Here is a 26993-nt window from a genome sequence, read left to right as displayed (position 1 = left end):
GATGTAAGGCTGTGAGTGAGCTGTTTTTAGCAAGATTTCAATTTGCCTCAACGACATTATTTCATTTTATTTTTGTTCCTATGTCTATAGGTTTGGTATTTATCGTTGCATTGATGCAAACCCTTTATGTGGTGAAGAAAAAAGACATCTATAAAAAGATGGCGAAATTTTGGGGTCACCTTTTCTTAATTAACTTTGCAGTAGGTGTGGTGACAGGGATTCTGCAAGAATTCCAGTTTGGGATGAACTGGTCTGATTATTCAAGGTTTGTCGGTGATGTCTTTGGTGCACCGCTTGCCATTGAAGCGCTATTGGCCTTTTTCCTTGAATCGACCTTTATTGGTCTTTGGATATTCGGCTGGGACCGTCTACCGAAAAAAATCCATTTGTTATGTATTTGGCTCGTTTCTCTTGGTACGATCTTTTCGGCGTTTTGGATTTTACTCGCCAACTCATTTATGCAGGAGCCAGTTGGATTTGTGATTAGAAATGGCCGTGCAGAAATGAATGACTTTGGCGCTCTTGTAACGAACCCGCAACTTTGGGTAGAGTTCCCGCACGTTCTGTTTGGTGCATTGGCAACCGGTGCTTTCTTTATCGCAGGAGTCAGTGCCTATAAAATGATCAAAAAACAAGAAGTCGCCTTTTTCAAAAAATCTTTCCAGATTGCCATGGTGCTTGCTTTCATTTCTGGCTTAGGTGTAGCGTTCTCTGGACATGATCAAGCGAAACACTTAATGGAATCACAGCCGATGAAGATGGCAGCAAGTGAAGCCCTTTGGAAGGATAGTGGAGATCCAGCGGCTTGGACACTATTTGCCAACATTGACACAGATAAAAAAGAAAACTCTGCGGAGATCAATATCCCGTTTGCTTTAAGTTACTTGGCCTATTCTAAGTTTAGTGGAGATGTGCCAGGCATGCTGACCCTTCAAAAAGAATATGAAGCCAAGTTTGGTCCTGGAGATTACATTCCTCCAGTCAAAACAACCTTCTGGAGCTTTAGAATCATGGTGGGTGCCGGGATGTTGATGATTTTTGCTAGTATGATTGGTTTGTATTTGAGCTTTAGAAAAAAACTAGAATCAAACAAATGGTATTTACGCTTCATGGTATGGATGATTGCTTTCCCGTTTATTGCAAACTCAGCTGGCTGGATCATGACGGAAATTGGGCGTCAGCCGTGGACAGTCTTTGGTATGATGACAACCGCACAATCCATTTCACCAAACGTATCGTACGGCATGCTGCTATTCTCAGTCATTAGCTTTACGACCATTTATCTGATTCTTGCCATCGTGCTTGCCTACTTATTCATTCGAGAAATTAAAAAAGGTGCACATTCTGAAGAGAATACAGATCAAAAGGATGAAACGGACCTGTCTACAGATCCATTTGATGGAGGCGCATATCATGGCATATCTTAACGAGATTTGGTTTATTCTTGTCGCAGTATTGTTTGTTGGATTTTTCTTCTTAGAAGGATTTGATTTTGGTGTCGGGATGTCCATGCAGCTTCTTGGAAAAGATGCACATGAGCGCCGCATTTTAATCAATACGATTGGCCCTTTCTGGGATGCGAATGAGGTCTGGCTGATTACAGCTGGTGGAGCTATTTTCGCCGCTTTTCCTCATTGGTACGCTACGATGTTCAGCGGATACTATATTCCGTTTGCAGTTCTTTTATTAGCGCTCATTGGGCGGGGGGTCGCCTTTGAATTTAGAGGGAAGGTCGAGAAGGCTTCATGGATCAAAACGTGGGACTGGGTCATCTTCTTTGGCAGCCTGCTTCCGCCATTTTTACTCGGCGTGCTATTCACAAGTATTTTACGAGGAATGCCCATTGATCAAAGCATGAATATGTACGCTGGATTTACAGACTTTGTGAATCTTTATTCAGTGATCGGCGGGGTAGCCGTGACGGTTCTTTGCCTTCTGCATGGATTGATTTTCGTCACACTCCGCACTGAGGGTGATTTAAGAAATCGTGCAAGAAAGCTCGGTCAGCGTGTTTTATTGATTGCACTACCAGTTCTTGTTCTATTTGTTGGTGTGTCTATTCTTGAAACAGACATTTATACCGTACGTCCAATCATCACAATCCCTTTAACTGTACTCATTGTGGTTTGTTATGTAGCGGCTCTATTCTTTATGAGAAAAGAGCGTGATGGCTGGACATTTTTATTCACAGGTGCAGGTATTATGGTGACGGTGACCATGCTTTTCACAGCATTATTCCCGCGTGTCATGATTAGTTCGATCAACCATGCATTCGACCTCACCATTCAAAACGCTGCATCAGGATCTTATTCACTGACGGTCATGACGATTGTTGCCATTTCTTTGCTACCTTTTGTGCTTGGGTATCAAATCTGGAGCTACTATGTCTTCCGTAAACGTGTAAGCGGTAAGGAGCCAATGACCTACTAATGGATAAACGTTTGCTTCAACTAAAAGGAATGAGGGGGCTTCTTGCCCTCTTAGGTATTGTGTCAATCATCCAAGGAGCAAGTATTATTTTTCAAGCACAGTGGCTGGCACATGCCATAACAACGCTGTTTGACGGGAAGAGCCTCATGCAGGCAACGCCTTATGTCTTGCTGTTTCTTGCTGCCTTTCTGGTGCGGCACGGTCTCACCTTGATGCGGGAGAAGGTCATGTTCACCTATTCTTCCCGAATTGGAGCAGACGTCAGAAAGCAGCTGTTGGACCAGCTGTTCCGTTTAGGGCCAGCTTTCACGAAGAAAAAAGGAACAGGAAAGCTTGTGACATTGGCGATGGAGGGCATTGCCCAATATCGTCAGTATTTACAGCTGTTTTTGCCGAAAATGGTGAACATGGCAGTTATTCCGGTGATGGTGCTTGTCTATGTTTGGACATTAGATGAAACATCTGCTGTCATTCTGATTGTCACGCTGCCGATTTTAATTGTTTTTATGATTTTGCTAGGACTTGTCGCTCAGCGTAAAGCGGCCAAACAATGGAGATCGTATGAGAAATTATCCAATCATTTTACTGATTCTCTCCGTGGCCTTGAAACGCTTCGCTACTTAGGGATTAGCAAAAAGCATTCTCGCAATATTGCAGAGGTCTCAAAGCGTTATCGAAAGGCGACGATGAGCACACTGAAAGTCGCCTTTCTTTCTTCTTTTGCTCTCGATTTCTTTTCTATGCTGTCCATTGCGACTGTCGCTGTATTTCTCGGCTTGCGCTTAATTGAAGGAGATCTTTTGTTATTGCCCGCTTTGACCGCACTGATGCTTGCGCCAGAATATTTCTTGCCAGTCCGTGAAGTGGGAAATGATTATCATGCGACGTTAAACGGTAAAGAAGCGAATGAGGCGATTCAAGTGATTTTAGAGGAAAAGGGCTTCCGAGAGCAGGAGACACAATCCGTGCAGCTGAACGAGTGGAATGAGCAATCTGAACTCACACTGCAAGATGTCAGTGTCTTGCATGATGAACATGCTCCTTATTCGATTCAGGATGTCGATCTCACTGTGAAAGGAAAGAAAAAGATTGGGATCATCGGTGCCAGTGGTTCGGGGAAATCGACGTTAACGGATGTTCTCGGCGGTTTTGTTGAACCGTCTGCAGGTGAAATCATCCTAAACGGAAAGCCGCTTGCTCATTTACAGCTGGCGGCATGGCAAAAAGAAGTCGTTTATATGCCGCAGCATCCTTATTTATTTCACATGACACTGAGAGAAAACATTCGTTTTTATGAACCGAATGCAACCGATGAAGACGTCGAAAGAGCGGTAGAAGAGGCAGGTTTGTCTCAGCTCGTAGCGGAACTCCCCAATGGACTGGATGAGGTCATTGGCGAACAGGGCAGAGGGCTGAGCGGTGGACAAGCGCAGCGGATTGCCCTCGCTCGCACAGTGCTCGGCCAGCGATCCATTATGCTGTTAGATGAACCAACGGCTCATCTGGATATTGAGACAGAGTATGAATTGAAGAAAACAATGCTTCCATTGTTTGAAGATAAACTTGTGTTTATAGCCACACACAGACTTCATTGGATGACGGATATGGATGAAATCATTGTGATGGATCATGGGACGATTGCAGAGATGGGGACTCATGAATCATTAATGGAAAGAAAAGGTGTGTACTATCAATTGGTACAGGAACAAATGGGGGCGGTCACACATGGTCAGTAAAGGCTGGTTTATACCTTATATCAAGGAGAATCAAAAGCTGTTTGCCTTGGTGCTTTTTTTAGGGGCGATTGCGGTGTTTTCTGCTTCTATGCTCATGTATACTTCAGGGTTCCTCATTTCAAAAGCTGCCACAAGACCTGAGAATATCTTGATGGTCTATGTCCCAATCGTGGCAGTACGTACCTTTGGTATTTCACGCTCAGCTGCTCGTTATGCAGAAAGACTGGCGAGTCATCAGCTCATTTTGACGATGATTGAAAAAATGCGGGTACGTCTTTATGATATGGCTGAACGAAGTGCCAAACAGACTAAGCTTGGAACAGGTGAAATGCTTGGGCTGTTATCAGAAGATGTGGAGAGATTACAGGATGCGTATTTAAAAACAATCTTTCCATCCATCGGTGCGCTGCTTTTATATGCCGCTTCGATTGGAGCCCTTGGGCTTTTTTCATGGCCTTTTGCCGGGTTGATGCTGCTTTATATGGCGCTGCTCGTATTTGTATTCCCATACATCACAGTACTTGTGAACCGGGCGAGACAAATTCAAATGAAGAAAGGCAGAAATGAACTGTACAGCCATTTAACAGATGCCGTCATGGGCGTGAGTGACTGGTTGTTTAGCGGCAGACAGAACGATTTTGTTGAAGGCTATGAACGAAAAGAAGCAAAGCTATTAGCACTCGAAGCGGCAAAGCATCGGTTTATCCGTCTGCGCCAATTTTTAGCACAGCTAGTCATTGGAGGAGCAGTCATCCTTGTCGTGTATTGGAGCGGCTCGGTCGTTCAGGAAGGTTCTATGCCTCACACGCTCATCGCAGCCTTTGTGCTTGTGCTATTTCCATTAACAGAAGCCTTTCTTCCGCTGTCAGATGCAGCAGGCGATATTCCTGTTTATCAGCATGCCGTCAGCAGATTAAATCATTATGAAGAGCAGTCGTATGAAGGATTAGTGGAGAGGAAGGCAGCAGACGAGACACCCGTCTCTGATGGCGTTGAAGCGGTCTGTTTTGATCAAGTCACCTTCGGATATGAAGCAGATCAACATGTACTAAAGCATTTTTCGTTTTCCCTGAAGCAAGGTGAATCGCTCGCTCTCTTAGGAAAGAGCGGTGCAGGCAAATCGACCATTTTAAAATTGTTAGAAGGGGCAGTCGTGCCAAATCAAGGGGTCGTCAGCATTCAGGGGAAACCGGTACAAAGCATTCAAGAGGAGATATCCTCCTATGTGTCTGTGCTCAATCAACAGCCCTATTTATTCGATACGTCTGTTTTAAACAACATTCGCTTAGGCTCTCCAGAAGCGACAGAAGAGCAAGTAAAAGAAGCCGCGCGGCAAGTGCAGCTGCACGATTACATTGAGTCTTTGCCAGAAGGTTATCACACAGGTGTACAAGAGACAGGGGTTCGTTTCTCTGGTGGAGAAAGGCAGCGTATGGCTCTAGCACGGATTTTGCTGCAAAACACACCGATTGTTGTATTAGATGAACCAACCGTCGGGCTTGATCCACGCACAGAGCGTGAATTGCTTGAAACGATCTTCCGTGTGTTAAAAGGAAAAACAGTCATTTGGATCACCCATCATCTCACTGGCTGTGAGGCATGTGACCGTATGATGTTTATTGAAGATGGACGCATTGAGATGCAGGGGCAGCATCATGATTTGCTGAAAGAAAATGTGCGTTATCAAAAGCTGTATGAAATGGACCGTCCATTTTCGGTCGTGTAAAAAATGGATGACAAGAACGTTCGGACAGAAGATTTCTGCCCGAACGTTTTTTTGAGATTAAGGATTTACTTTTCCTACACCCGCATTTGATACAACTTCTGATTTCACATTGTTCACGTTAAGCAAAGAGTAGTTATAAGGAGGGTTGTACGTACCTGTTGAAGACGTTGGCAGGCTACCTGTGCTGTTAATATAAGAGTTGTTGATGACATGCCAAGTACCGACTTGACGGCTGTCCCAGCTGCCGATGGCATTTTTCGTGTTTTCAAATACGTTGTGTTCAATTCTCATTTTCGCGCCCATACGTGAATTAATCGCTGTTGTTAGGATGTTTTTATAATAGTTGTTATACACATGGCCTTCCCCGAAGCGCATAGACGGTACACGAGAGTTCAAGTTTTCAAAACGGTTGTTGTGGAACGTGATTTTTCTGTTGTAGTTATCGTTATCGGAGCTGCCCATCAGCATCGTTTTCCAGCTGTCATGGACATAGTTCCATGAGAACGTAATGTAATCAGAGTCATTTTTCACATCGAATAACCCATCATAGTCATCTTTATCAGAGTTTAAAGTGTTGTAGAGTTCATTATGGTCGACCCATACGTTTTTAGAGGCACCTTCGATTCCGATGGCATCTTTATCACCGATTTTGCTGTGATGGATTTTGAGGTTGCGGATGATGACGTTATTGGCGCGCCATACTTTAATACCAATCCCGTTAAATTCGCCGTTTGTCCCTTTACCGACGATGGAGACATTGTTTGTATCTTTCACATCAATTTTATTGGCTGAAGTATTAGAAGGAGTAATGGTTCCGTCTACCACGATTTTCAATTTTTCATTTGTTCCTTTGCTTTTGAGGGCAGCTAATAGTTCATTTCCGGTTTTCACCGTCACTGTTTTACCGCCTTCACCGCCTGTTGTACCGCCATTTAATGTGGAGAATCCTTGCTGATTAAAATTGGCCATAATCGAAGGGCTTTCTGGATATTTCGTTGCTGCTTTTGCCTCCCCATTTGGCGCAAATAATGAAGTCACGAGACCAACCGCTAACACACCAGCTAACATTGGAACTTTTTTCTTCAACATGAACATCTCCATTCTCTATTTTGTTTTAATGTAAACGTTTCCAAAATAAGCTGCGATTCAACCGCTCCTCCTTCCTTCGCCAGCATCGCCTCTTTCGGAATGTAGGAAGAGCATAGCACGCAAAAAGGTATCATCGGCTAAGAATTGAAATGAAGTATTCCACGATTTTCAAGGAAACTAAGGCAATGATTATTTCAATTTATCTACATGAGACAAGGATCATTGACGATAGGTATTGGGGTAACCTAGTGATTATGAAAAGGACGTTCTTCTTTTCAAGGAAAATCAAGATGATTACGAAAGCGTCATTTTGTTAGAGACAAAGACATGTCATAATCATTACATAAGAAAAAATTGGATATCAAATAGATCCGTGCGCTAAACAACAGGTAGACAAGGCTCCAATTAAAAAAAGAAGGTCTATTTTAAACGATGCGCTCACCGGTGTCGTCTAATCAATAAGAGATAGAAAGGAAGGAGGGACGTGTTTGGAGCAGACCGAGGAGACTTTATGGATCAAGCGAGCAAAACAGGGGGATGATGCCGCATTTACCGCCCTTTATCGGCATCATTATTCGTTTCTTTACCGTTATTTGATGAAATTGACCCTTCAACAAGAGCTGACAGAGGAGATCATGCAAGAAACGATGCTCAAAGCGTACATGAAACTTTCTTCTTTTAGAGGAGATTCATTATTTTCAACATGGCTCATGTCCATTGCATCTAGACAATTTTTAGATCATCAAAAGAAAAGAAAACGTGAACAAACGAGAGAAGGGAAGGCGAATCAAGAAGCCATCCGCCGGTTCAAATGGGATGTTCAGCAAAAAGGCCATACTTGGCATGACATGTGGGATGCTCTAAATGAGTTAAAGGCTCAGGAGAGAGCACCGATCCTTCTCCATTACTATTATGGCTTTACTTACCCTGAAATCGCTTCGATGCTCGGGGTGAGAGAAGGTACGGTGAAATCGAGGGTTCATCATGGGATCAAGAAAATTCGAAAGGAGTGGGACTGATGAAAGAAGATCGTTTCGCCGATCGTTTAAAAGAGGAGCTGCAGGAGCTCGATGAACAAATTGAAGTAGAAAAGCCGAGTGAACAAGCTTTGATGTTGATGCTAAAGCAGGCAAAGGAAAAAGAGAAAAAACGTTTTAAACAAGAAGTGCTGGCGTACATCATCGTCAGTCTGACCATCATGACACTTTTTGCAGCTGCCATTACTCATTTGCCCATCATCTTCATTCTTCTCCAAGTGGTGAGCGTGCCGCTCTGTGTGGTTGTCGGCATCAAGGAATATCAACAGATTAAAGGAGGGTCTTCCTTATGAGTCAGACGGAAATGATCATCTTATTGTGTGCATTGCCGTTACTGTTTGCACAAGGATTTCTCTTATTTATGGATGCCAAGAAAAGAGGACGTTATAAATGGTTCTGGGGCATCATTGGGTTAATCAACTTCCCATCTTCTTCTATTTTATATTGGCTGTGTGTTGTCTTACCTGATCGGAAAAGAGTAGAAAAGCTCAGAAAAGATTGAAAGACGTTGTAAAACTTTTGACCTTTTTTTTTGAATGATCATCATCTAGAAAAAGTGAAAGTTTCATGAATGTGTCAAAGAAAGCGGGATGTTGAACGTCCAGTTCGTCATTTCTAGCACGATAGTCATTCTTTGAGCGGGTCATTTTCATGACGGAAGGTGATTCTGCTTGATCTATCTCATTTCGGCATCGTTTTCATCTGTTATCAATATTGATCAGTTTTTACAAATGGTGTTAAATTAATCTCAATATGCGTTAGAAAATCTAACAACCAAAGAGTGAGATATTGACAAGGAGGCAGATGAGACATGTTGACCTTAGATCGAGCAGCACAAACAGCACAAAGCTACATCCACCGTGTGCTAGAGGATGTAGAAAAACGGAATCCAGGCGAGGCGGAATTCCAGCAAGCCGTGAAAGAAATTCTGGAATCCCTCGTCCCGGTTTTTGCAAAACACCCAGAGTATGAAAAACAGGGGATCTTAGAACGCTTAATTGAGCCTGAGCGGCTTGTGATGTTTCGTGTACCGTGGGTAGACGATGAAGGCAAAGTACAGGTGAACAGAGGATTCAGGGTTCAATTTAATAGTGCCATCGGTCCTTATAAGGGGGGCATTCGGTTTCACCCATCGGTCAATGCCAGCATCATCAAGTTTTTAGGATTTGAACAAATCTTTAAAAACGCACTGACAGGTTTGCCGATCGGCGGAGGAAAAGGTGGATCAGATTTTGACCCTAAAGGGAAATCTGATGGAGAAATCATGCGTTTTGTTCAAAGTTTTATGAGTGAACTCAGTCGTTATATTGGACCTGATCAAGATGTACCGGCAGGAGATATTGGGGTAGGTGCACGTGAAATTGGCTATATGTTCGGCCAGTACAAAAAAATGCGTGGTGCGTATGAAGCCGGTGTCCTGACAGGAAAAAGTCCTGGTTTTGGAGGCAGCTTAGCGAGAAAAGAAGCGACAGGCTATGGACTGGTGTACTTTATGGAAGAAATGTTAAAAGCCCACGGAATGCAATTTGAAGGGCGATCTGTTGTTGTGTCTGGGTCAGGAAATGTATCGATTTATGCGATGGAAAAAGTATTGGAATTAGGCGGAAAGGTTGTGGCTTGTAGTGATTCAAGCGGAGCCATTTACGACCCTCAAGGCATTTCACTTGAGACAGTGAAACAGCTGAAGGAAGTCGATAACCAGCGAATTGGTGCCTACATAGACATTCACCCGCATGCTGAATTGATTGAAGATTGCGAACAAATTTGGTCTCTCCCTTGTGACATTGCGCTGCCATGTGCGACCCAAAATGAAATTTCAGAGTCGCAAGCACAGCAACTAGTGGCAAACGGTGTCATCGCTGTAGGAGAAGGGGCCAATATGCCGTCCACACTTGGGGCCGTCAAAGTATTTGAACAACATGATATTTTGTTTGCACCAGCAAAAGCGGCAAATGCTGGCGGAGTGGGTGTTTCGGCGTTAGAAATGGCGCAAAACAGTGCGAGAATGTCTTGGACTTTTGAAGAAGTAGATGGTCAGTTGAAACAAATGATGCAGTCGATTTATCGTCAGTGTACCGAGACTGCTGAAGAATACGGACACTCTGGAAACTTAATGGTAGGCGCAAATATTGCAGGATTTCGCAAAGTGGCAGATGCCATGATCGCACAAGGCGTCATTTAACTCCTGCTCTCCCGCACCTGTTTATTTCATGACAAGATCGGGAATCGTCTTGTAAGAATGACAATAAGGAGGCGCGGGAGAAAATGAAAAAGTGGCTGAAACAAATTGTCAAATGGGCACCAGTGATTTATCCAGTGGTGAGGAAAATATACAAAGAACGAAAAGCATCCAAAAGTCGTAACGTATCAGCCGGGTAATCCGGCTTTTTTTTATGAAATGAATGAAACAAAAAAATATGCTGTGGGAATGATCCATTTCACTTCTCTCTCCGTTAAGTACATAACAAACGGAAAGAGGAGGCAAAACAGATGAAAATGAAAAAAGCATTTTTAACGATCCCGCTTAGTGCAGCATTATTATTACCAACTGCTCAAATGGCAAGTGCACACGAAGGACATATGCATGGGGATGCAAAAAAGTCGTCATCATCACAAGAGGTGTCAAATAAAGCAACGGATCTTCGCGCAGCGCTTGATCAGCTGTTCTCAGAGCATGCTTATTTAGCAGTGATCACGATGCAAAAAGGAATTGATGGCAGTAAAGATTTTGATCAAGCAGCAGCAGCGTTAAATGAAAACACGAATGATCTATCAGATGCGATCGCCTCTGTGTATGGAAAAAAAGCAGGGAAACAATTCAAAGAGATTTGGTCAAGCCATATCGGTTACTTTGTTGATTATGTACAAGCAACAGCGAAAAAAGATGAAGCAGGTAAAAAGAAAGCGGTCAAAGAGCTTGATCAATACCGCATGAAACAAGCTGATATGCTTGATAAAGCAACGGATGGAAGATTGAAAGCAAGTGAACTTGAAGAAGGTTTAAAAATGCACGTCAATGAACTGCTAAAAGCTTTTGACAGTTACACAGAAAAGGATTTTGATACAACCTATGAAACGGTCAGAAAATCCATTCATCATATGTTTGAAGTAGGTAAAGGCGTATCATGGGCGATTACAGATCAATTTCCTGGGAAATTTGATCAAAAATCAGTGGATACTCCAGCCGCAGATCTTCGTGAGGATTTAAACTACTTGTTCTCAGAGCATTTGGCACTCGCGGTAGTGGCTATGCAAAAAGGGAATGATGGCAGCAAGGACTTTGACCAAGCGGCAGCAGCGTTAAATGAAAACACGAATGATCTATCAGATGCGATCGCTTCTGTTTATGGAAAAGATGCAGGAAAACAATTTAAAACGATCTGGTCAAGCCATATCGGTTACTTAGTTGATTATGTCAAAGCGGATGCATCAGGGGACGAGCAAGCAAAAGAGAAGGCTGTTAAAGATTTAGATGCTTACCGTATGAAACAAGCAAAATTTTTAGATCAAGCGACAGATGGCCGCTTGAAGGCGGCTGACTTAGAAGCCGGGTTGAAAACCCATATTGATGAGCTCATCAAAACGTACACGTCTTATCACAATGGCGAATATGATCAGCTGTACCCGACTGTCAGAGAAGCATACGGCCATATGTTCATGGTTGGTCAAGATGTCGCATCAGCTATTGTCGATCAGCATCCTGAATTATTCAAATCCAACATGCCAAATGAGATGCCGAAAACAGGTATGGGAGGCACAGCCGGTCCATTAGGTATGTCATATGAAGCATTTGCTGGGATGATGGCAAGTCTCATCTTAGCCGGAGGTGCAGTGGGCGCGTTCTTCCTCATTCGCCGTAAACCATCAAATTAAGCAGGCGTCAAGACAAGAGGGAACGTGCACAATCGTGCCGTTCCTTTCTTCAAAAGGAGGTCGACTTGCGTGAAAAGATGGCTGTTTAGTATTCTTACGCTTCTCATCATCACGGGCTGCGCATCCCAATCAATAGATGAAAAGTCATCCTCTGAAACTGCATCATCTCCTGAGCCAATGACAGCAAAACAAGCCAAGAATCCATCTCATTCACACGACACGTTAAAAGATGAGCCATCGGGTATTGTCCCCGCTGACATCTCCATTCCAGCGATTGATGTCCAAGCAAAAGTGGAGAAAACGACTTTATCAAAGGATGGCAGTATGGGTGTTCCGCAAAATACAGATCACACGGCTTGGTTTGAAGATGGTCCGAAGCCTGGTGATAAAGGGAATGCTGTCATAAATGGTCATGTTGATAATAAATGGGGTCCAGCTGTTTTTTATCGATTAAAGGAGCTAAAAAAGGGAGACAAAGTCATTGTGACATCCTCGTCAGGGGAAAAGCGAACCTTTGAGGTTCTCAAGGTGAAAAGCTATCCGCGCGAAGAGAAACCAAATGCTTTTTTCGGGTACGCCTTTACACGGAATCTCAATTTCATCACATGTACGGGAACTTTTGATCATGCAGCCGGTACACATGAAAAAAGATTGGTTGTCTTTACACAACTGATTTCCTCATAAGAAAAAGGCGGATACACGGAGGTGTAACGCCTTTTTTTCATGATTTCCACAACAGCATCTTAGAAGAAGATTCATAGGTCATTAGATATGGTTGGATGTATAAATAGGGGCGTTTGTCATATAAATGAGTTGGCAATTTTTATTTCTTTTCAGTAGAATATGAGTAATGAAGAGAACTGTAAGCGTATACAACCTGTCCAAACAAGGCAGATTTTCCACCCTAAATGAAGGAGGCCGACCTAATGCTGAGTAAAAGACTGGCGCACATTTTAAGTCAGCTGATGGCAGCTGAGACTCCTCTCACGAGCGCTGCGCTTTCTGTCAGTTTACAAGTGACAAGCCGCACCATCCGAACAGACATCAAGGAACTGAATGAGCGTCTAGCCCCTTATCAAGCAGCTGTATCAGCTGTTAGGGGCGCTGGCTATGAGCTGTTGATCAACGATGAGAATGCCTTTCGCCGTTTTATGAAGGAAGAAGTCGAACAGGAAGAACCGCTTGCTGTTCTTCCAGAAGAGCGAGTTCGATTTATTTTGAAAAAGCTGCTTCTAGCGGAATCATATGTGAAGCTGGAAGACTTACAGGAGCAGCTGTTTATTAGTAAATCGACGATGAGTAATGACATGAAATGGGTCAAACGTAAGCTCGAACCCTTTGATCTGAAGCTGGAAGCAAAGCCGAATAAAGGCTGCCGGATTAAAGGATCTGAGATGAAAATCCGTTATTGCATGTCAGAATATTTATTCAATGAACGGCGTTCCTATCAAACCATGCTGAACACGGCGGTTACGATTTTGCCGAAACATGAGCTGGAATTGATTCAGAGAACCATGATTGATTATATCAACGAGGAAAAAATGAATCTATCAGACATTTGCATGAATAATTTAATTGTTCATATTGCTATTGCCTGTAAACGGATTAGACACGGAAACTATGTATCTGTGCTGCCTGAAGAAATCAACGAAATCCCAAGGGCAAAAGAATACAAGGTAGCCAAAAAAATGGTTGAGCGTCTTGAAGGGTTGCTGGATGTCTCATTCCCACAAGAGGAAATCGTTTATATCACCATTCATTTGCTAGGAACAGCCAAAATGGTACAGTCTTTTTCAACGGGCGGTCAAAAACAAATTGTGGATGATGACACGAGCCGTCTTGTTCAGCTGATGCTGAAAGCCATTGATCAAAAATTGCAGCTGGATTTAGCGGGAGATGCGGAATTGCTGATTGGCCTCAGTTTGCACTTAAAGCCAGCGATCAATCGGTGTAAGTATGGAATGAATTTAAGAAATCCAATGCTTGATGAGATCAAAGCGGGCTATCCAATTGCCTTTGAAGCAGGGATTGTGGCGAGCAGGGTCATTGAAGAAGAGACAGGTTTGTCCATTCATGAAAATGAGATCGGCTATATGGCACTTCATTTTGGTGCGGCCTTAGAGCGCAGGAAAATGGAGATACCACCGAAGCGATGCCTGATTGTCTGTGCGTCTGGTGCAGGGAGTGCAAGGCTACTTCAAGATCGTTTGCGGTCACAATTTGGGTCAAAGCTGACCATTTTAGGCACAGCAGAGCTTTATTCGCTTCCGCATGTCTCTTTACATGCATTGGATTTAATTATTACAACCATTCCCATTCATATGGATTTACCGATTCCGGTCATTCAAGTGAACACGATTTTAGGAGGCAGTGATTTTTTAAAAATAGAAGAAGCTTTGACAAGTGAAACAAGAGTGACATTAGCCACGCAATATATGAAAAAGGAATTGGTCTTTACAAAACGCGCCTTTCAAACAAAGGAAGAGGTCATACACTTTCTCACGCAAAAGGTCATTGACATGGGCTTAGCGCCAGCAGAACTTACACAATCTGTGATGGAAAGAGAAGAGTCTGCACCGACTTCATTTGGGCATTATACAGCGATTCCGCATCCGATGACCCCGCTAACAGAAGAGACGTTTTGGGCGATCTGTACATTAGAAAAACCGATCATTTGGGGAGAGAAAAAAGTTCAATTTGTGTGCTTGCTTTGTGTCGAAAAGGAGAACGCCAAAGACTTAAAAGGCATGTACCGTCTGCTTGGAGAGCTTGTCCATCATGTGAAATTTATTCAGCACCTCATCACCTGTGACACCTTTGAAGACATGCTGGATGTCATGGATAAAAAAGCGCCTTCGTACAAGAACTAATGGTGTGATATTAACTTTTTCCGCTTCCTAAAGGAAAAAGTATGGGTGTTTATGAAAGCGGTTTCATAATATGATGAATGTGTAAAGAAAAGCTTCATACTTCAAAAAGGGGGCGTTTACAATGAACATTTTATTAGTTTGTGCAGCAGGTATGTCAACAAGCTTACTTGTCACAAAAATGGAGAAGAGTGCACAAGAACAAGGAAAAGACTATCGTATTTGGGCAGTATCTGGAGATGCTGCTAAAAATCATATTGATCAAGCCGATGTGCTTTTATTAGGACCTCAAGTTCGTTATTTATTACCGCAAATGAAAAAACTCGGAGAAGACAAAGGAATTCCAGTAGATGTGATTAATACCGTGCATTATGGCGTATGTAATGGCGCTGAGGTTTTAAAATCTGCTGAACAGTTAGTGAACGGATAAAGGGGGCGGAAGGGATGAATGGATTCAACCGATTTCTAGAAGAGAAGGTTATGCCGTTTGCAGGGAAGATTGCCGCTCAAAGACATTTACAAGCATTGCGTGACGGAATTGTTTTAACCATGCCTCTCATTATCGTCGGTTCACTGTTTCTTATTTTAGCCAACCTTCCGATTCCAGGATACAGCGATTTTATGGCAAGTGTCTTCGGAGCCGAATGGGCCACGAAACTATCCTATCCTGTGAATGCCACCTTTGACATTATGGCACTTGTTGCGACCTTTGGGATCGCGTACAGGTTAGCTGAAAAGTATGCAGTCGATGCACTGTCATCTGGTGCAATTGCTGTCGCAGCTTTCCTCCTAGCCACACCTTATCAAGTACCGTTCACACCTGAAGGATCAACAGAAGCTATCCTAGTGAATGGCGGTATTCCCGTCACACTGATGGGCAGTAAAGGGCTATTCGTTGCCATGATTATTGCCATGCTTTCCACCGAAATTTATCGCTTTATTGTACAGCGGAATATCGTCATCAAAATGCCTGATGGTGTACCGCCAGCAGTTAGTAAATCGTTTATCGCACTTATTCCAGGTTTTGTGGTCATCACGCTGATCTGGGTCGCTAGGCTTCTGATTGAGATGACACCTTTTGAGAGTATTCATAATATCATCACGGTCTTAATCGGCACACCACTATCCATTCTTGGTGGAAGCTTAGGCGGAAGTATCGTTGCCATCGGTGTGCAAATGCTCCTCTGGGCATGTGGTATTCACGGAGCCACCATTGTCGGAGGAGTCATGGGTCCGATTTGGCTCGGTGCGATGGATGAAAACCGTCTTGCCTTCCAAGCAGGAGAAGTGCTGCCGAATATTTTCACAGCGCAGTTCTTTGAAATCTTTATCAATGTCGGCGGAAGCGGCGCGACGCTTGCTTTGGTACTGACCATGATCTTGCGTGCGAGAAGTAAACAAATGAAACAGCTTGGCCGTCTTGCGATTGGGCCAGCCATCTTTAACATCAACGAACCGATCATTTTTGGAATGCCGATTGTGATGAACCCAATGCTTCTCATTCCGTTTATCCTTACGCCAATTATGATGATCATCACCACATATATCGGAATGAGCACAGGACTTGTAGCAAAACCGGCAGGGATCGCTGTCCCGTGGACAATGCCGCCAATCATTTCAGGCTATCTCGCAACAGGCGGGAAAATCTCTGGCGCGGTCATGCAGCTGATTAACCTTGCCTTGTCATTTGCGCTATACTATCCATTCTTTAGAATGTGGGATAAGCAGAAATTGAAAGAAGAAAATGAGCTTGAAGCAAAAGCATCAACAGATGAAAATGTCGTCAGCATGTAATAGAGGGAACAAGGGGGATGCGGCCGATGGAAATGGAACAAATTGTGTTTCAACTCATCTTGCACGGTGGTAATGGCAGAAGCTCGGCCATGGAGGCCATTACATGTGCAAAGCAAGGCAATTTTGATGAGGCGAAGCAAAAATTGCAGGAAGCACAAGACGCGTTAAATGAGGCGCATCACGCACAGACAGAGCTGATCCAAGGAGAAATCAGAGGAGAGAAAACCGACGTCAGTCTCTTGATGATTCATGCACAGGATCATCTGATGAACGCTATGACTGTCAAGGAGCTTGCAGCTGAAATCATTGAGCTCCATGAAAAAATGAAGCAATTCGGAGGTGTCAATTCATGAAAGACGGAATCAAAATTGTCACAATAGGCGGTGGATCAAGCTATACGCCTGAGCTCGTCGAAGGGTTTATTAAACGATATCAAGAATTGCCTGTAAAGGAATTATGGCTTGTGGATATTGAAGCAGGTCAGGAAAAGTTGAACATCGTGGGTGCCCTTGCAAAACGTATGGTCGAAAAAGCAGGTTTGCCGATTGAAGTGCACCTCACCCTTGACCGCCGAGCAGCTCTGAAAGATGCGGACTTTGTCACGACACAATTTCGTGTAGGACTGCTCGAAGCCAGAGCCAAGGATGAGAGAATCCCGCTTAAATATGGCGTCATTGGACAGGAAACGAATGGTCCAGGCGGTTTATTTAAAGGTCTACGCACCATTCCAGTCATTCTAGACATCGTGAAGGATATGGAAGAGCTTTGCCCAGATGCCTGGCTGGTGAACTTTACAAATCCAGCAGGCATGGTCACAGAGGCGGTGTTACGCTACACGAATCTGAAAAAAGTAGTCGGTCTATGCAATGTGCCGATTGGAATCAAAATGGGCATTGCGAAAGCGCTGGATGTCGATGTCGAACGCATTGAAGTACAATTTGCAGGCCTCAATCACATGGTCTATGGCTTAGATGTGTATTTAGACGGGGTCAGCATTATGGATCAAGTGCTCGATGAATTAGGAAATCCAAATAGCCAGTGGTCCATGAGGAATATTGAAGCGAAAAACTGGGAGCCTTCTTTCGTCAAAGGCTTAGGGGTCATTCCATGTCCGTATCATCGTTATTACTATAAAACGAAAGATATGCTAGAGGAAGAACAAAAAGCGGCTCAAGAAAAAGGAACAAGAGCAGAGGTTGTGCAGCAAGTCGAGCATGAACTATTTGAGTTATATAAAGACCCAGATTTATCGATTAAACCGCCGCAGCTCGAAAAAAGAGGCGGGGCTTATTACAGCGATGCAGCATGTAATTTGATCAGCTCCATCTATAATGATAAACATGACATTCAACCGGTAAATACAGTGAACAGAGGAGCGATTGCCAGCATTCCGGCCGAATCAGCGGTTGAAGTGAACTGTATCATTACAAAGGACGGACCAAAACCAATCGCGACAGGTGATCTGCCTGTGGCTGTAAGAGGACTCGTTCAACAAATCAAGTCCTTCGAGCGTGTGGCAGCTGAAGCAGCTGTGACAGGAGATTACGAGACGGCTCTTGTCGCCATGACCATCAATCCACTCGTTCCATCTGATGAAATTGCAAAGCAAATCTTAGATGAAATGCTTGAAGCGCACCGTGAATATTTACCGCAGTTCTTCAAATCAGTGAATGCTTAAAATAAAATGGCCCCTTTATGGGGTCGTTTTTTATGATTTTTTCATATGGAAACCGGAGAAATCAGTGTATGATAGAAAAAACAACATGTACTGTTTCACAGAAAGGACGGTTAGAATATGGTGGCAATTGGGTTAATGCTTTACGGCTTTATCGTTCAACCTCTACTTAGTTACGGCACAGTGGTTTTGTTTTTGTATGGAATCATCGCTTCATTTATTGGCCTGATTCGGCATAGACAGGATGTGTGGATGTATGTTCTCCGCTTGCTCGTTTGTTTTACCATTCCAGTAACCAATCTGTTAATGTATTTCGCAACCATCGGTGGAGATGAAAGAGACTTTGATTTCCAGCCGATGCCGCCAGTTTATCATCTTGTTTTTATCCTAGAAATCATCATCGTCTTTTTACCAGAGATCTTTTTACTGATCGAGAGAAAGCGGAGTATCAAAGGGAAACAGTGGATATATGCAGGGGCCATTGTGGGGATATCGGTCTTGTTTTGGTGCACGCTTTGATGAGAGGCTGATGGACATCTAAGTCTTTTTCGCCTTTTTGTTGCGTAACCTCTTTCGCCTCACTTTTACAAAAGTAATGGAAAGAACAAAGATAGAAATTCCGAGAAACTTAAATAGAAAACGGGTGAAGAACGGTGAATCGTCGAAACATGTAGCGATGATGATCGATCCGATGCAAATCCCAAAGAACGCAAGTAAATAAGTAAAAAACATACCATCACTCCTTAAGTGTGGAATAGATCCATATTTTCCATTATGAGGTAGTGGAGGAGATAAAGAAACAAAAAAAGAACCCTTCATCAAATGAAAGGTTCTTTCGCTAGCTTATGCCTGCTTGACGACCGAATCGACTTCTACTGTCCAGCCGAAGATGTCTGGCTGAGTTCCTTTTTGGATTCCGGTAATCGCTTCGTACAATTTCTTCGATACTTCGCCTGTTTGACCATTTTGAATGACGTATGGCTGATCGTGATAAATTAATTCACCGACAGGAGAAATGACGGCTGCCGTTCCTGTTCCGAAGATTTCTTCAAGTTCACCTGACTGATGTGCTTCAATTAACTCATCAATTGAAATTTTACGTTCTGTCACAGGGATTTCCCAATGCTTTAACAGCTCAAGCACAGAATTCCGTGTGATCCCTTCTAAAATGCTGCCGTTCAGTTCAGGCGTCACGATTTCTCCATTGATTTTAAAGAAGATATTCATACTACCGACTTCTTCAATGTACTTTTTCTCGATGCCATCAAGCCACAGGACTTGTGAAAATCCTTTCGTTTCAGCAACTTGCTGTGCTTTCAGGCTTGATGCATAGTTTCCAGCTGTTTTGGCATTTCCTGTTCCGCCTTTAACGGCGCGGACAAATTCGTTTTCCACCGCAATTTTGACCGGATGGATGCCTTCTTTATAATAAGAACCTACTGGAGATAAAATGATGATCAGCTTATAGGTGCTTGACGGTGCAACACCTAAATAGGGCTCAGTAGAAATAATGAATGGTCGAATATACAAAGAAGTGCCCTCTGCATCAGGTACCCAATCCTTATCAATGCGAATGAGTTCATTTAAGCCTTCTAAAACCGTTTCTGTATCAATTTGCGGGATACATAGGCGGTCATTTGATCTGTTTAAGCGTTCCATATTTTTTTCAGGACGGAATAAGAGAATCTTTTGATCCTCAGACACATACGCCTTCAAGCCTTCAAAAACAGATTGGCCATAATGATAAACCATAGAAGCTGGGTCCATTGGAATCGCCTGATAAGGAATAATTCTCGGATCATACCAGCCTTTATCAATTGAATAATCCATCACAAACATGTGGTCTGTGAAGATTTTTCCGAATTCAAGTTGATCAGATTGAGGTTTTGGTTTTTTTGTTGAACTAAGTTCAACGCGGATGGGTTGTTTTGGCATCGTAAATCTCCTTGCTGTTTGATTATTTGAAAATTCTAATAATATGAAATAATTATGATTCTATTCTATACCTTCACAAAATATTAGCAATAGGTTTTCTGGAATTCAGACAAGAAAAATCTGTTAAAGCGCTTTCCTCCTCTCTGTCGTGGTTTTACTGTTTTTACCCTTAGAAATAAAATCCAATTTCGTTAATAACTGATTAATCTGACAATTTAAAAGCGACTTATTTTCCTGTAAGATATTCTTTCAACCATACACCTTTTGACTAGTACATTGCAAGGGGCATTGCCATATTTTAATCCTCTTTTTTTTAACCGATAAAGGTAGAAGAGAGTGGAAGGGAGCAAACAACGAGATGAAACGAATGATATCAGGTGCCTTTTTGATTTTATTGATGACCGCCATTAGTTTTGGCTGTCAAGCGATGACGGAGGAGGCTGGTGCGAAGCAAGGTACTGCCTATTACGTCGCAACAAATGGGAACGACAAATATCCAGGGACGAAGCAAAAGCCTTTCCGTACGTTGAAAAAAGCGACAAGTATCGCGAAAGCTGGGACAACAGTTTATATGAGAGGCGGTACATACAAAGAGAGATTGATTGTCCGCCATTCTGGAACAAAGAAAGCACCAGTTGTTTTTCAAGCGTATGGAAAAGAGAAGCCTGTCATTAGCGGAGCATCTCTTAAAGGAAATCAAGCAGACGGTGGTCTTGTGAAGATTGATCAAAAAAGCTATATCACCCTGAAAGGGCTGACAGTCGGTCATATTAAAACGAATCAAGAAGATGTGACACCCATCGGTATATTCATCACAGGAAGCGGCAAAGGCGTCAAACTGCTTAACAACCGTGTGTACGACATTCAGACGACACATCAAAATGGGAATGCTCATGGCATTGCGGTCTATGGAACGAAAGCACCTGCAGCCATTGAAGACATTGAAATCAAAGGAAACACTGTGGAAAAGTTAAAGCTAGGTTTTAGTGAAGCCCTTGTGCTAAACGGAAACGTTAAAAAATTCCGCGTGACACATAATACAGTCCGGCATACGGACAATATCGGGATTGATTTAATTGGTTTTGAGAATGTCGCACCTTCTAAAAAGTATGATCAAGTGCGAAATGGTGTCGTATCTAGAAACAAAGTTTATGAGATTACGAGTGTTGGGAATCCAGCGTACGGCAAGGACATCTCCGCAGGAGGAATCTATGTGGATGGCGGGAAAGACATCGTGATTGATCATAACATCAGCCATCATAATGACCTTGGGATTGAGGTCACAAGTGAACATAAAGGGAAGATGGCCGAACGCATTCGCATTGAGCACAATCAAGTATATTTAAATCGTTATACAGGCATCTCCATTGGCGGCTATGACAAGAAGCGCGGCGGAACCACAAACACGACCATCTCCCATAACATTTTGTACAAAAATGACACAGCCGGCTTAGAAGGCGGTCAATTGCTCATGCAATATCAATCGGTGAACAATCGAATCACGAATAATATCATGACAGCCAGTGCTTCGCATTACTTAGTCGTGAATCTCTACGAAGTGAACAAGAAAAATACATTCCAAAAGAATGTCTACGATGACCGCAAAGGTGCAAAAGCCTCACAGTGGGTATGGCGCGGGAAATGGCTGGAAGGCTACAAAACGTATCGCTCGAAAAGCGGTCAAGATAAAGGTTCAGCACACCTCAATCCCCAATTTGTGAATGAGAAAAAATATGATTTCCGTCTTAAGGCATCATCACCTGCTAAGAAAATCATCGGCAGTTAAACAAGGCATTCGGTGCAAATGATCATTTTAGAAATTTTCAAAAAAGTCATTGACATTGATGAGACATCACATTAAAGTAAAGAAGACATTTCAACTAAAACAAATTTCATAACGGATCTCTTATCAAGAGAGGCAGAGGGACTGGCCCTATGACGCCCAGCAACCGTTTCTATTTAAGAAATTGGTGCTAATTCCTGCAAAGCTGTTACAGCTTTGACAGATAAGAGAGGAAGACTTCCCGATACATGTTTCATGCAACGGTGATCAAGCCTCTCTTTATCAAGAGAGGCTTTTTTTGATCTCTTTTTTGAGAATCAAACGACGGGGTTCACAGGCATATTTCCACTTTTTTACCTAGTTTTCCGATGTGAAAAATAAAACAACTTGAGGAGGAACAGCAATGAAACGTAAATATTGGACATCATCTCTTGTATTATTGACGGTCCTGACCGTGCTATTATCTGGTTGCGGTACGGGATCAAGCGCAGGCTCAAAGGCTAATGCAAACGAAAAGGTTTCCTTTGACAATGTCCCGAAGCGATTTGCAAAAGGACAGGGAGCAAAAATTAAAGTCATCCGTAAAATTGGCGGGGACGATCATACTGCTCAGTTTTTAGCAGGAACGAAGGCAGAAGGGGAAGCGCTAGGCTTTACAGTAGATGTCTACACGGCAAATGGTGATACGGCGAAGTTTCATGATGCCATTTCTCAAGCACTAGAAGAAAACTATGATGGCTTTATCATCTCTCATGGGGATGATGAGGCGACAGTCGCTGATGTGAAGAAGATCACGGCGAAAGGCATTCCAGTTGTGGCGTTTGATTCAAATCCGAAGCTGAAGGATATCAAAGGAGTCACAGTGACGTCTCAAGATGACGAGCAATTAGCGAAAAAATCATTAGATGCACTCGTGGCTGATTTTAAAGGGAAAGCAAATATTGCGTATCTTTGGGTAGATGGATTCCCTCCAATGGTGAGACGAAACAAGGTGTACCAAGAAACGCTCAAACAGCATACAGGGATCAAGGAACTTGACCGATTTGGCGTTGCGGCCTCTGATACATCAGTTCAAACACAAAATGCGGTTGCGGCTATGCTGAATAAATATCCAAAGGGTAAACTGGATGCGATTTTTGCCACGTGGGATGCATTTGCGATTGGTGCCGCAAGAGCTTTAAAAGAAGCAGGAAGAACCGAAGTGAAAATATACGGTATTGATGTGTCTAATGCCGATCTCCAAGAAATGACTGCGAAAGACAGTCCTTGGAAGTACACTGCCGCTGTCGATCCGAAGCTCATTGGCGCAATTGACGTAAGGATTCTTGCGAAGAAACTAGCTGGCGAGAAAACGCCATCTTCCTATGACCTTGAGGCCTCTCTCATTTCACAAAAGCAGCTTCAGGATGCAGGAAAGGCCATCAATATGGTCAATCTTGCAGATGAAGTAAAAGGATTCGGTTCTTCGACTGCTTTTGAAGAAGACTGGATGAAGACCTTGAAGAAGCATTATGCAAAATAAACCACGTGCACTCTCTTTTCATAGAGGGTGTTTCGTTTTTCAATTGACGATCAGGAGAGAAGGAGGACACCTATGACAACGCCGCTTGTTCATATGAAAAACATTTCGATTGAATTCCCAGGAGTCAAAGCGTTAGATCAAGCAAATTTCACATTAAAAAAAGGCACAGTCCATGCCCTGATTGGGGCGAACGGTGCTGGGAAGTCAACGTTAATGAAAGTTCTCTCTGGTGCTCATTCACATTTTGAAGGAACCATCCACATCAATGGCGAGGCGGCGACCATTCATACACCGAAGGATGCGGCCTCATACGGTGTGCAGACCGTCCATCAAGAAGTGGATACAGCTCTAGTGCCATATTTAAGTGTTGGCGAAAATATGATGATTCATGAAATGGAGAAAAAACCATTCGTCCGCTGGAAAGAGATTCACCGCAAGGCAGCACAGCTGTTAAAAGAGATGGACATTGACATCTCGACGAAGCGTCTTGTGAGTGATTTGACACTGGCAGAAAAACAAATGGTGCTCATTGCCAAGGCTGTGTCGATCAAATGCAGCATTTTAATTTTAGATGAACCAACCGCTCCACTTAGTCATGCAGAAACAAGCAAGCTATTCTCAATGATTCATCAATTGAAAAAGAACGGCACAGGCATCATTTTTATCTCGCATCGCATGCCAGAAATTTTCAACATCTGTGATGAACTGACTGTGATGAAGAATGGAACCGATGTGGCGGCGCACCTCATTAAAGAAACCGATCCAAAGCAGGTCATTGAAGAAATGCTTGGCGCGCCATTAGAGGATCAATTCCCATCCCGTACACCGCTTGAGGATGCACCGATTGTGCTTGACGTGAAAGAGTTGCATGACCAGCATAAATTAAACAACATTCATCTTCATGTGAAAAAAGGAGAAATTCTCGGGATTGCAGGACTAGTCGGTGCTGGTAAAACAGAATTGTGCAAAGCCCTATTCGGCGCCTCAGAAAAAAAGTCAGGCACTGTGCAGCTGCATGGTCAAACCATTCATATCAAGTCGCCTCATCACGCTGTGAGAGCGGGTATTGCCCTTGTGCCTGAAGAACGGAGAAAAGAAGGGATTCTAACAGAAGAAAATGTTGGATGGAACGTAACAGCTGCAAGTCTACGTTCGTTTACACGGCCGTTCAGCTTCTTACATCGTTCTAAGGAACGGAAGGCAGCAGATGGAATCGTCAAGCGGCTTGGCGTCAAGACACCTTCTCTTGAAGCGAAGGTGAAGCATCTATCTGGTGGAAATCAGCAAAAGATTGCGATTGGAAAATGGTTGTTGGCTGAGGCGGATGTCTATCTCTTTGATGAACCAACCAAAGGTGTAGACGTTGGAGCAAAAAAGGACATTTTCTCTCTCATTGCAGAACTAGCTGAAAGAGGAAAAGCGGTTATTTATGCTTCAAGTGAGCTTTCAGAAATTGCAGGAATCGCCGACCGAGTATACGTCTTATATGATGGCAGCATTGCCCGGGAAATGACGGCACCAATGACTGAAGAAGAGCTTTTATATCATTCAACAGGAGGACAATCATGAGTGAACGACAAGTTTCAGCCCCAGTTCAACAAATCAAGAAACAGCGGCCATCCTTTCATCTGTTTGATTTCTTTTATCAATATGGCACCATCTTAACGATTGTCGTATTGATTGTTGTCTTTGCGGCAGCCAATCCGGCATTTTTACAGTCAGGAAATATCATCAATATTTTACGATCGATCTCGATTGTAACCATCATTGCGGTAGGGCTGACGATCTCCCTAGCAGTGAATGGCTTTGATTTATCTGTAGGCTCAGTTGCTACGTTATCAAATGCAATTGTGATCTCCATGTTTGTATGGTTCTCGCAAAACCCACTCATTGCGATCCTTTCTGCGCTGGCGGCTTCTCTTATTGTCGGTTTGCTGAATGCTTGGATGATTGTCAAAATGAAGATTCCAGATATGCTCATGACACTAGCCATGATGTTTATCATTCAAGGGCTGGCACAAACCTATACGAAAGGTGCGACCATTTCTGAAAATATGGTGCTGCCTGATGGCACTTTTTCAACTGGCACCATCCCTGCCTTTTTCAGCAAGATTGGGCAGGTCCCCTATATCATTTTGATTATGGCGGCCATTGTGCTTTTTGCCCATGTTTTTATGACTTACACAAAGCATGGGCGGTTGATGTATATCATTGGTGGAAATAAAGAAGCCGCTCGATTGTCTGGTATTCATGTGAACAAATACAAAATCGCAGCATATCTGTTGTCTGCCTTATTTGCGGCGATCGGTGGTATCGTGCTGGCATCAAGGGTGATGACAGCAGAAATTAACGCAGGAACGCCATATTTAATGGATGGGGTAGCTGCTGCTTTTATCGGGTTTTCAGTCATGGGAGCAGGTAAACCAAACGCATTCGGTACGTTTATTGGTGCGGTGCTCATCGGTATTTTGCAAAATGGACTTGTGATGATGTCTGTCCCGTATTATGCAATGGATATCGTGAAAGGATCTGTGCTTGCACTGGCACTCGCGCTGACTTATTACAAACAACGGGGGTAAGATGTACTTTTTTAAAACCATTTGAGTTCTCTCTCCGTCTAGTAAACGGAAAGCAGTGTAACAGCTGTTTGCCAAAAGGAGATGACAAAAAGAAATGAATATGTCAGCAACTCATGTAGAAGATTTGAAAAGTGTCATGGAAGACTGGAAAAATGAATTATTAGTATATAAATTTGCATTAGATGAAATGGATACAAAGTTTTCGATTATTAGTCAGGAATATAATTTAATCCATGGACACAACCCAATAGAGCATACAAAATCACGGATCAAATCCTTTGAAAGCATCGTGAATAAACTAGCGAGAAAAGGATGTGACATCACCACACAATGTGCCAAGGAGTACATACATGATATCGCTGGTGTCCGCATCATCTGCTCGTTTATTCAAGATATCTATAACATTATTGATGTTCTGAGGCAAAGAGAGGATTTAAAGATCCTTGAAGTGAAAGATTACATTCAGCATCCGAAACCAAATGGCTATCGAAGTCTTCATTTAATTGTTGAAATTCCTGTTTACTTAACGAATCGTGTGGAGCATGTGAAGGTTGAAATTCAGGTGCGGACCATTGCGATGGATTTCTGGGCGAGTCTCGAACATAAAATCTATTATAAACTGCAAAACGATGTTCCTCATCAGCTCACCGATGAACTAAAGGAAGCGGCAGATATCGCTCACTACTTAGATGAAAAAATGCAAAATATCAAACGAGAAATTGATTAACCAATCAAAAAGAGTAGCTGTTTTGAATGACAGCTACTCTTTTTAGTCTTATTAAGGGTTGGTGCCTCGATCTCTCTTTTGAATGATCGTACCGTCATCTTGCGATTGTGCAGACTGGCTTTCTTTTTGAGTAGAAGTGCCAATCAAAACACCTGTAATCAAGAACGTAAAAATCGCACTTGAGATCAGCCATTTTTTCATCATACATCACTCCATCTTC

25 protein-coding genes and 1 riboswitch are annotated in these 26993 nt (G+C 43.0%); of the genes, 22 read left to right on the top strand and 3 right to left on the bottom strand.

Annotation, left to right across the window (positions count from 1 at the left end):
- Window positions 1-11: 11 nt before the first annotated feature.
- The 4 genes from V7L95_RS06195 to cydC are packed head-to-tail and all read left to right on the top strand — an operon-like array spanning window position 12 to window position 5892.
- Complete coding sequence (locus tag V7L95_RS06195) at window positions 12-1427, top strand: cytochrome ubiquinol oxidase subunit I (RefSeq protein ID WP_079919931.1); 1416 nt, start codon at window positions 12-14, stop codon at window positions 1425-1427.
- Entirely contained in the window at window positions 1414-2430 is a 1017-nt protein-coding gene (gene cydB / locus V7L95_RS06190; protein ID WP_025208210.1) for a cytochrome d ubiquinol oxidase subunit II, read from the top strand. Before V7L95_RS06195 ends, cydB begins: the two co-directional genes overlap by 14 nt.
- A complete protein-coding gene (gene cydD / locus V7L95_RS06185; RefSeq protein ID WP_311754374.1) occupies window positions 2430-4166 on the top strand; it encodes a thiol reductant ABC exporter subunit CydD in 1737 nt (578 codons plus the stop codon). The genes cydB and cydD overlap by 1 nt, the downstream gene beginning before the upstream one ends.
- The gene (gene cydC / locus V7L95_RS06180) at window positions 4156-5892 is read left to right on the top strand and encodes a thiol reductant ABC exporter subunit CydC (protein ID WP_311754373.1); all 1737 of its coding nucleotides are present in this window, start codon (window positions 4156-4158) and stop codon (window positions 5890-5892) included. The genes cydD and cydC overlap by 11 nt, the downstream gene beginning before the upstream one ends.
- Before the next feature lie 57 nt (window positions 5893-5949).
- Here the strand turns inward: cydC and V7L95_RS06175 are convergent, their stop codons facing one another.
- A complete protein-coding gene (locus tag V7L95_RS06175; protein ID WP_017358687.1) occupies window positions 5950-6981 on the bottom strand; it encodes a pectate lyase in 1032 nt (343 codons plus the stop codon).
- A gap of 488 nt (window positions 6982-7469) precedes the next feature.
- On the opposite strand from V7L95_RS06175, the gene sigY reads away from it, so the two are divergent.
- From sigY to V7L95_RS06110, 13 genes are all read left to right on the top strand, one after another.
- A complete protein-coding gene (gene sigY, locus V7L95_RS06170) occupies window positions 7470-8000 on the top strand; it encodes an RNA polymerase sigma factor SigY (RefSeq protein WP_007497895.1) in 531 nt (176 codons plus the stop codon).
- Window positions 8000-8311: a YxlC family protein gene (locus tag V7L95_RS06165; RefSeq protein ID WP_008345570.1), complete on the top strand. Its 312-nt coding sequence runs from the start codon at window positions 8000-8002 to the stop codon at window positions 8309-8311. Before sigY ends, V7L95_RS06165 begins: the two co-directional genes overlap by 1 nt.
- A complete protein-coding gene (locus tag V7L95_RS06160) occupies window positions 8308-8520 on the top strand; it encodes a transcriptional regulator (RefSeq protein WP_340968484.1) in 213 nt (70 codons plus the stop codon). Before V7L95_RS06165 ends, V7L95_RS06160 begins: the two co-directional genes overlap by 4 nt.
- Window positions 8521-8829: 309 nt before the next feature.
- Entirely contained in the window at window positions 8830-10200 is a 1371-nt protein-coding gene (gene gdhA / locus V7L95_RS06155) for an NADP-specific glutamate dehydrogenase (protein ID WP_017358690.1), read from the top strand.
- 83 nt (window positions 10201-10283) lie between these two features.
- Window positions 10284-10397, top strand: coding sequence for a hypothetical protein (locus V7L95_RS06150; protein ID WP_008345567.1), 114 nt, complete (start codon window positions 10284-10286; stop codon window positions 10395-10397).
- A 111-nt stretch (window positions 10398-10508) separates the two neighbouring features.
- Window positions 10509-11891: a hypothetical protein gene (locus V7L95_RS06145; RefSeq protein ID WP_048002463.1), complete on the top strand. Its 1383-nt coding sequence runs from the start codon at window positions 10509-10511 to the stop codon at window positions 11889-11891.
- 69 nt (window positions 11892-11960) lie between these two features.
- Window positions 11961-12575 carry a class F sortase gene (locus V7L95_RS06140; protein ID WP_017368312.1) on the top strand — a complete coding sequence of 205 codons (615 nt, stop codon included), beginning with the start codon at window positions 11961-11963 and terminating at the stop codon, window positions 12573-12575.
- Between the two features lie 242 nt (window positions 12576-12817).
- Window positions 12818-14761 carry a BglG family transcription antiterminator gene (locus V7L95_RS06135; protein ID WP_017358693.1) on the top strand — a complete coding sequence of 648 codons (1944 nt, stop codon included), beginning with the start codon at window positions 12818-12820 and terminating at the stop codon, window positions 14759-14761.
- Between the two features lie 121 nt (window positions 14762-14882).
- Window positions 14883-15188: a PTS sugar transporter subunit IIB gene (locus V7L95_RS06130; RefSeq protein WP_007497889.1), complete on the top strand. Its 306-nt coding sequence runs from the start codon at window positions 14883-14885 to the stop codon at window positions 15186-15188.
- Between the two features lie 14 nt (window positions 15189-15202).
- Entirely contained in the window at window positions 15203-16552 is a 1350-nt protein-coding gene (gene celB, locus V7L95_RS06125; protein WP_007497888.1) for a PTS cellobiose transporter subunit IIC, read from the top strand.
- A 26-nt stretch (window positions 16553-16578) separates the two neighbouring features.
- Window positions 16579-16905: a PTS lactose/cellobiose transporter subunit IIA gene (locus V7L95_RS06120; RefSeq protein ID WP_008345561.1), complete on the top strand. Its 327-nt coding sequence runs from the start codon at window positions 16579-16581 to the stop codon at window positions 16903-16905.
- Window positions 16902-18230: a 6-phospho-beta-glucosidase gene (locus V7L95_RS06115; protein ID WP_007497885.1), complete on the top strand. Its 1329-nt coding sequence runs from the start codon at window positions 16902-16904 to the stop codon at window positions 18228-18230. The genes V7L95_RS06120 and V7L95_RS06115 overlap by 4 nt, the downstream gene beginning before the upstream one ends.
- 117 nt (window positions 18231-18347) lie before the next feature.
- Complete coding sequence (locus V7L95_RS06110) at window positions 18348-18746, top strand: hypothetical protein (protein ID WP_007497884.1); 399 nt, start codon at window positions 18348-18350, stop codon at window positions 18744-18746.
- A 324-nt stretch (window positions 18747-19070) separates the two neighbouring features.
- On the opposite strand, the gene V7L95_RS06105 is transcribed toward V7L95_RS06110, so the two are convergent.
- Entirely contained in the window at window positions 19071-20162 is a 1092-nt protein-coding gene (locus tag V7L95_RS06105; RefSeq protein ID WP_008345553.1) for a branched-chain amino acid aminotransferase, read from the bottom strand.
- A gap of 358 nt (window positions 20163-20520) precedes the next feature.
- Here V7L95_RS06105 and V7L95_RS06100 point away from each other — a divergent pair, with 358 nt between their 5' ends.
- From V7L95_RS06100 to V7L95_RS06080, 5 genes are all read left to right on the top strand, one after another.
- Window positions 20521-21948, top strand: coding sequence for a right-handed parallel beta-helix repeat-containing protein (locus V7L95_RS06100; protein ID WP_052320535.1), 1428 nt, complete (start codon window positions 20521-20523; stop codon window positions 21946-21948).
- A 117-nt stretch (window positions 21949-22065) separates the two neighbouring features.
- Window positions 22066-22175: riboswitch (SAM riboswitch) on the top strand.
- A gap of 173 nt (window positions 22176-22348) precedes the next feature.
- Entirely contained in the window at window positions 22349-23467 is a 1119-nt protein-coding gene (locus tag V7L95_RS06095; protein ID WP_007497873.1) for a sugar ABC transporter substrate-binding protein, read from the top strand.
- A gap of 72 nt (window positions 23468-23539) precedes the next feature.
- Window positions 23540-25036 (top strand): sugar ABC transporter ATP-binding protein, encoded by a 1497-nt coding sequence (locus V7L95_RS06090; RefSeq protein ID WP_340968472.1) that lies wholly within the window; start codon window positions 23540-23542, stop codon window positions 25034-25036.
- Complete coding sequence (locus V7L95_RS06085) at window positions 25033-26046, top strand: ABC transporter permease (protein WP_017368303.1); 1014 nt, start codon at window positions 25033-25035, stop codon at window positions 26044-26046. The genes V7L95_RS06090 and V7L95_RS06085 overlap by 4 nt, the downstream gene beginning before the upstream one ends.
- A 94-nt stretch (window positions 26047-26140) precedes the next feature.
- A complete protein-coding gene (locus V7L95_RS06080) occupies window positions 26141-26773 on the top strand; it encodes a GTP pyrophosphokinase family protein (protein ID WP_007497867.1) in 633 nt (210 codons plus the stop codon).
- Between the two features lie 51 nt (window positions 26774-26824).
- On the opposite strand, the gene V7L95_RS06075 is transcribed toward V7L95_RS06080, so the two are convergent.
- The gene (locus V7L95_RS06075; RefSeq protein WP_017358698.1) at window positions 26825-26974 is read right to left on the bottom strand and encodes a hypothetical protein; all 150 of its coding nucleotides are present in this window, start codon (window positions 26972-26974) and stop codon (window positions 26825-26827) included.
- Window positions 26975-26993: the final 19 nt, after the last annotated feature.

The sequence above is a fragment of the Bacillus sp. PPSBB_11 genome (assembly GCF_038023285.1).
Classification (GTDB): domain Bacteria; phylum Bacillota; class Bacilli; order Bacillales; family Bacillaceae; genus Bacillus; species Bacillus altitudinis.
This window is presented reverse-complemented; position numbering and strand designations above follow the sequence as displayed.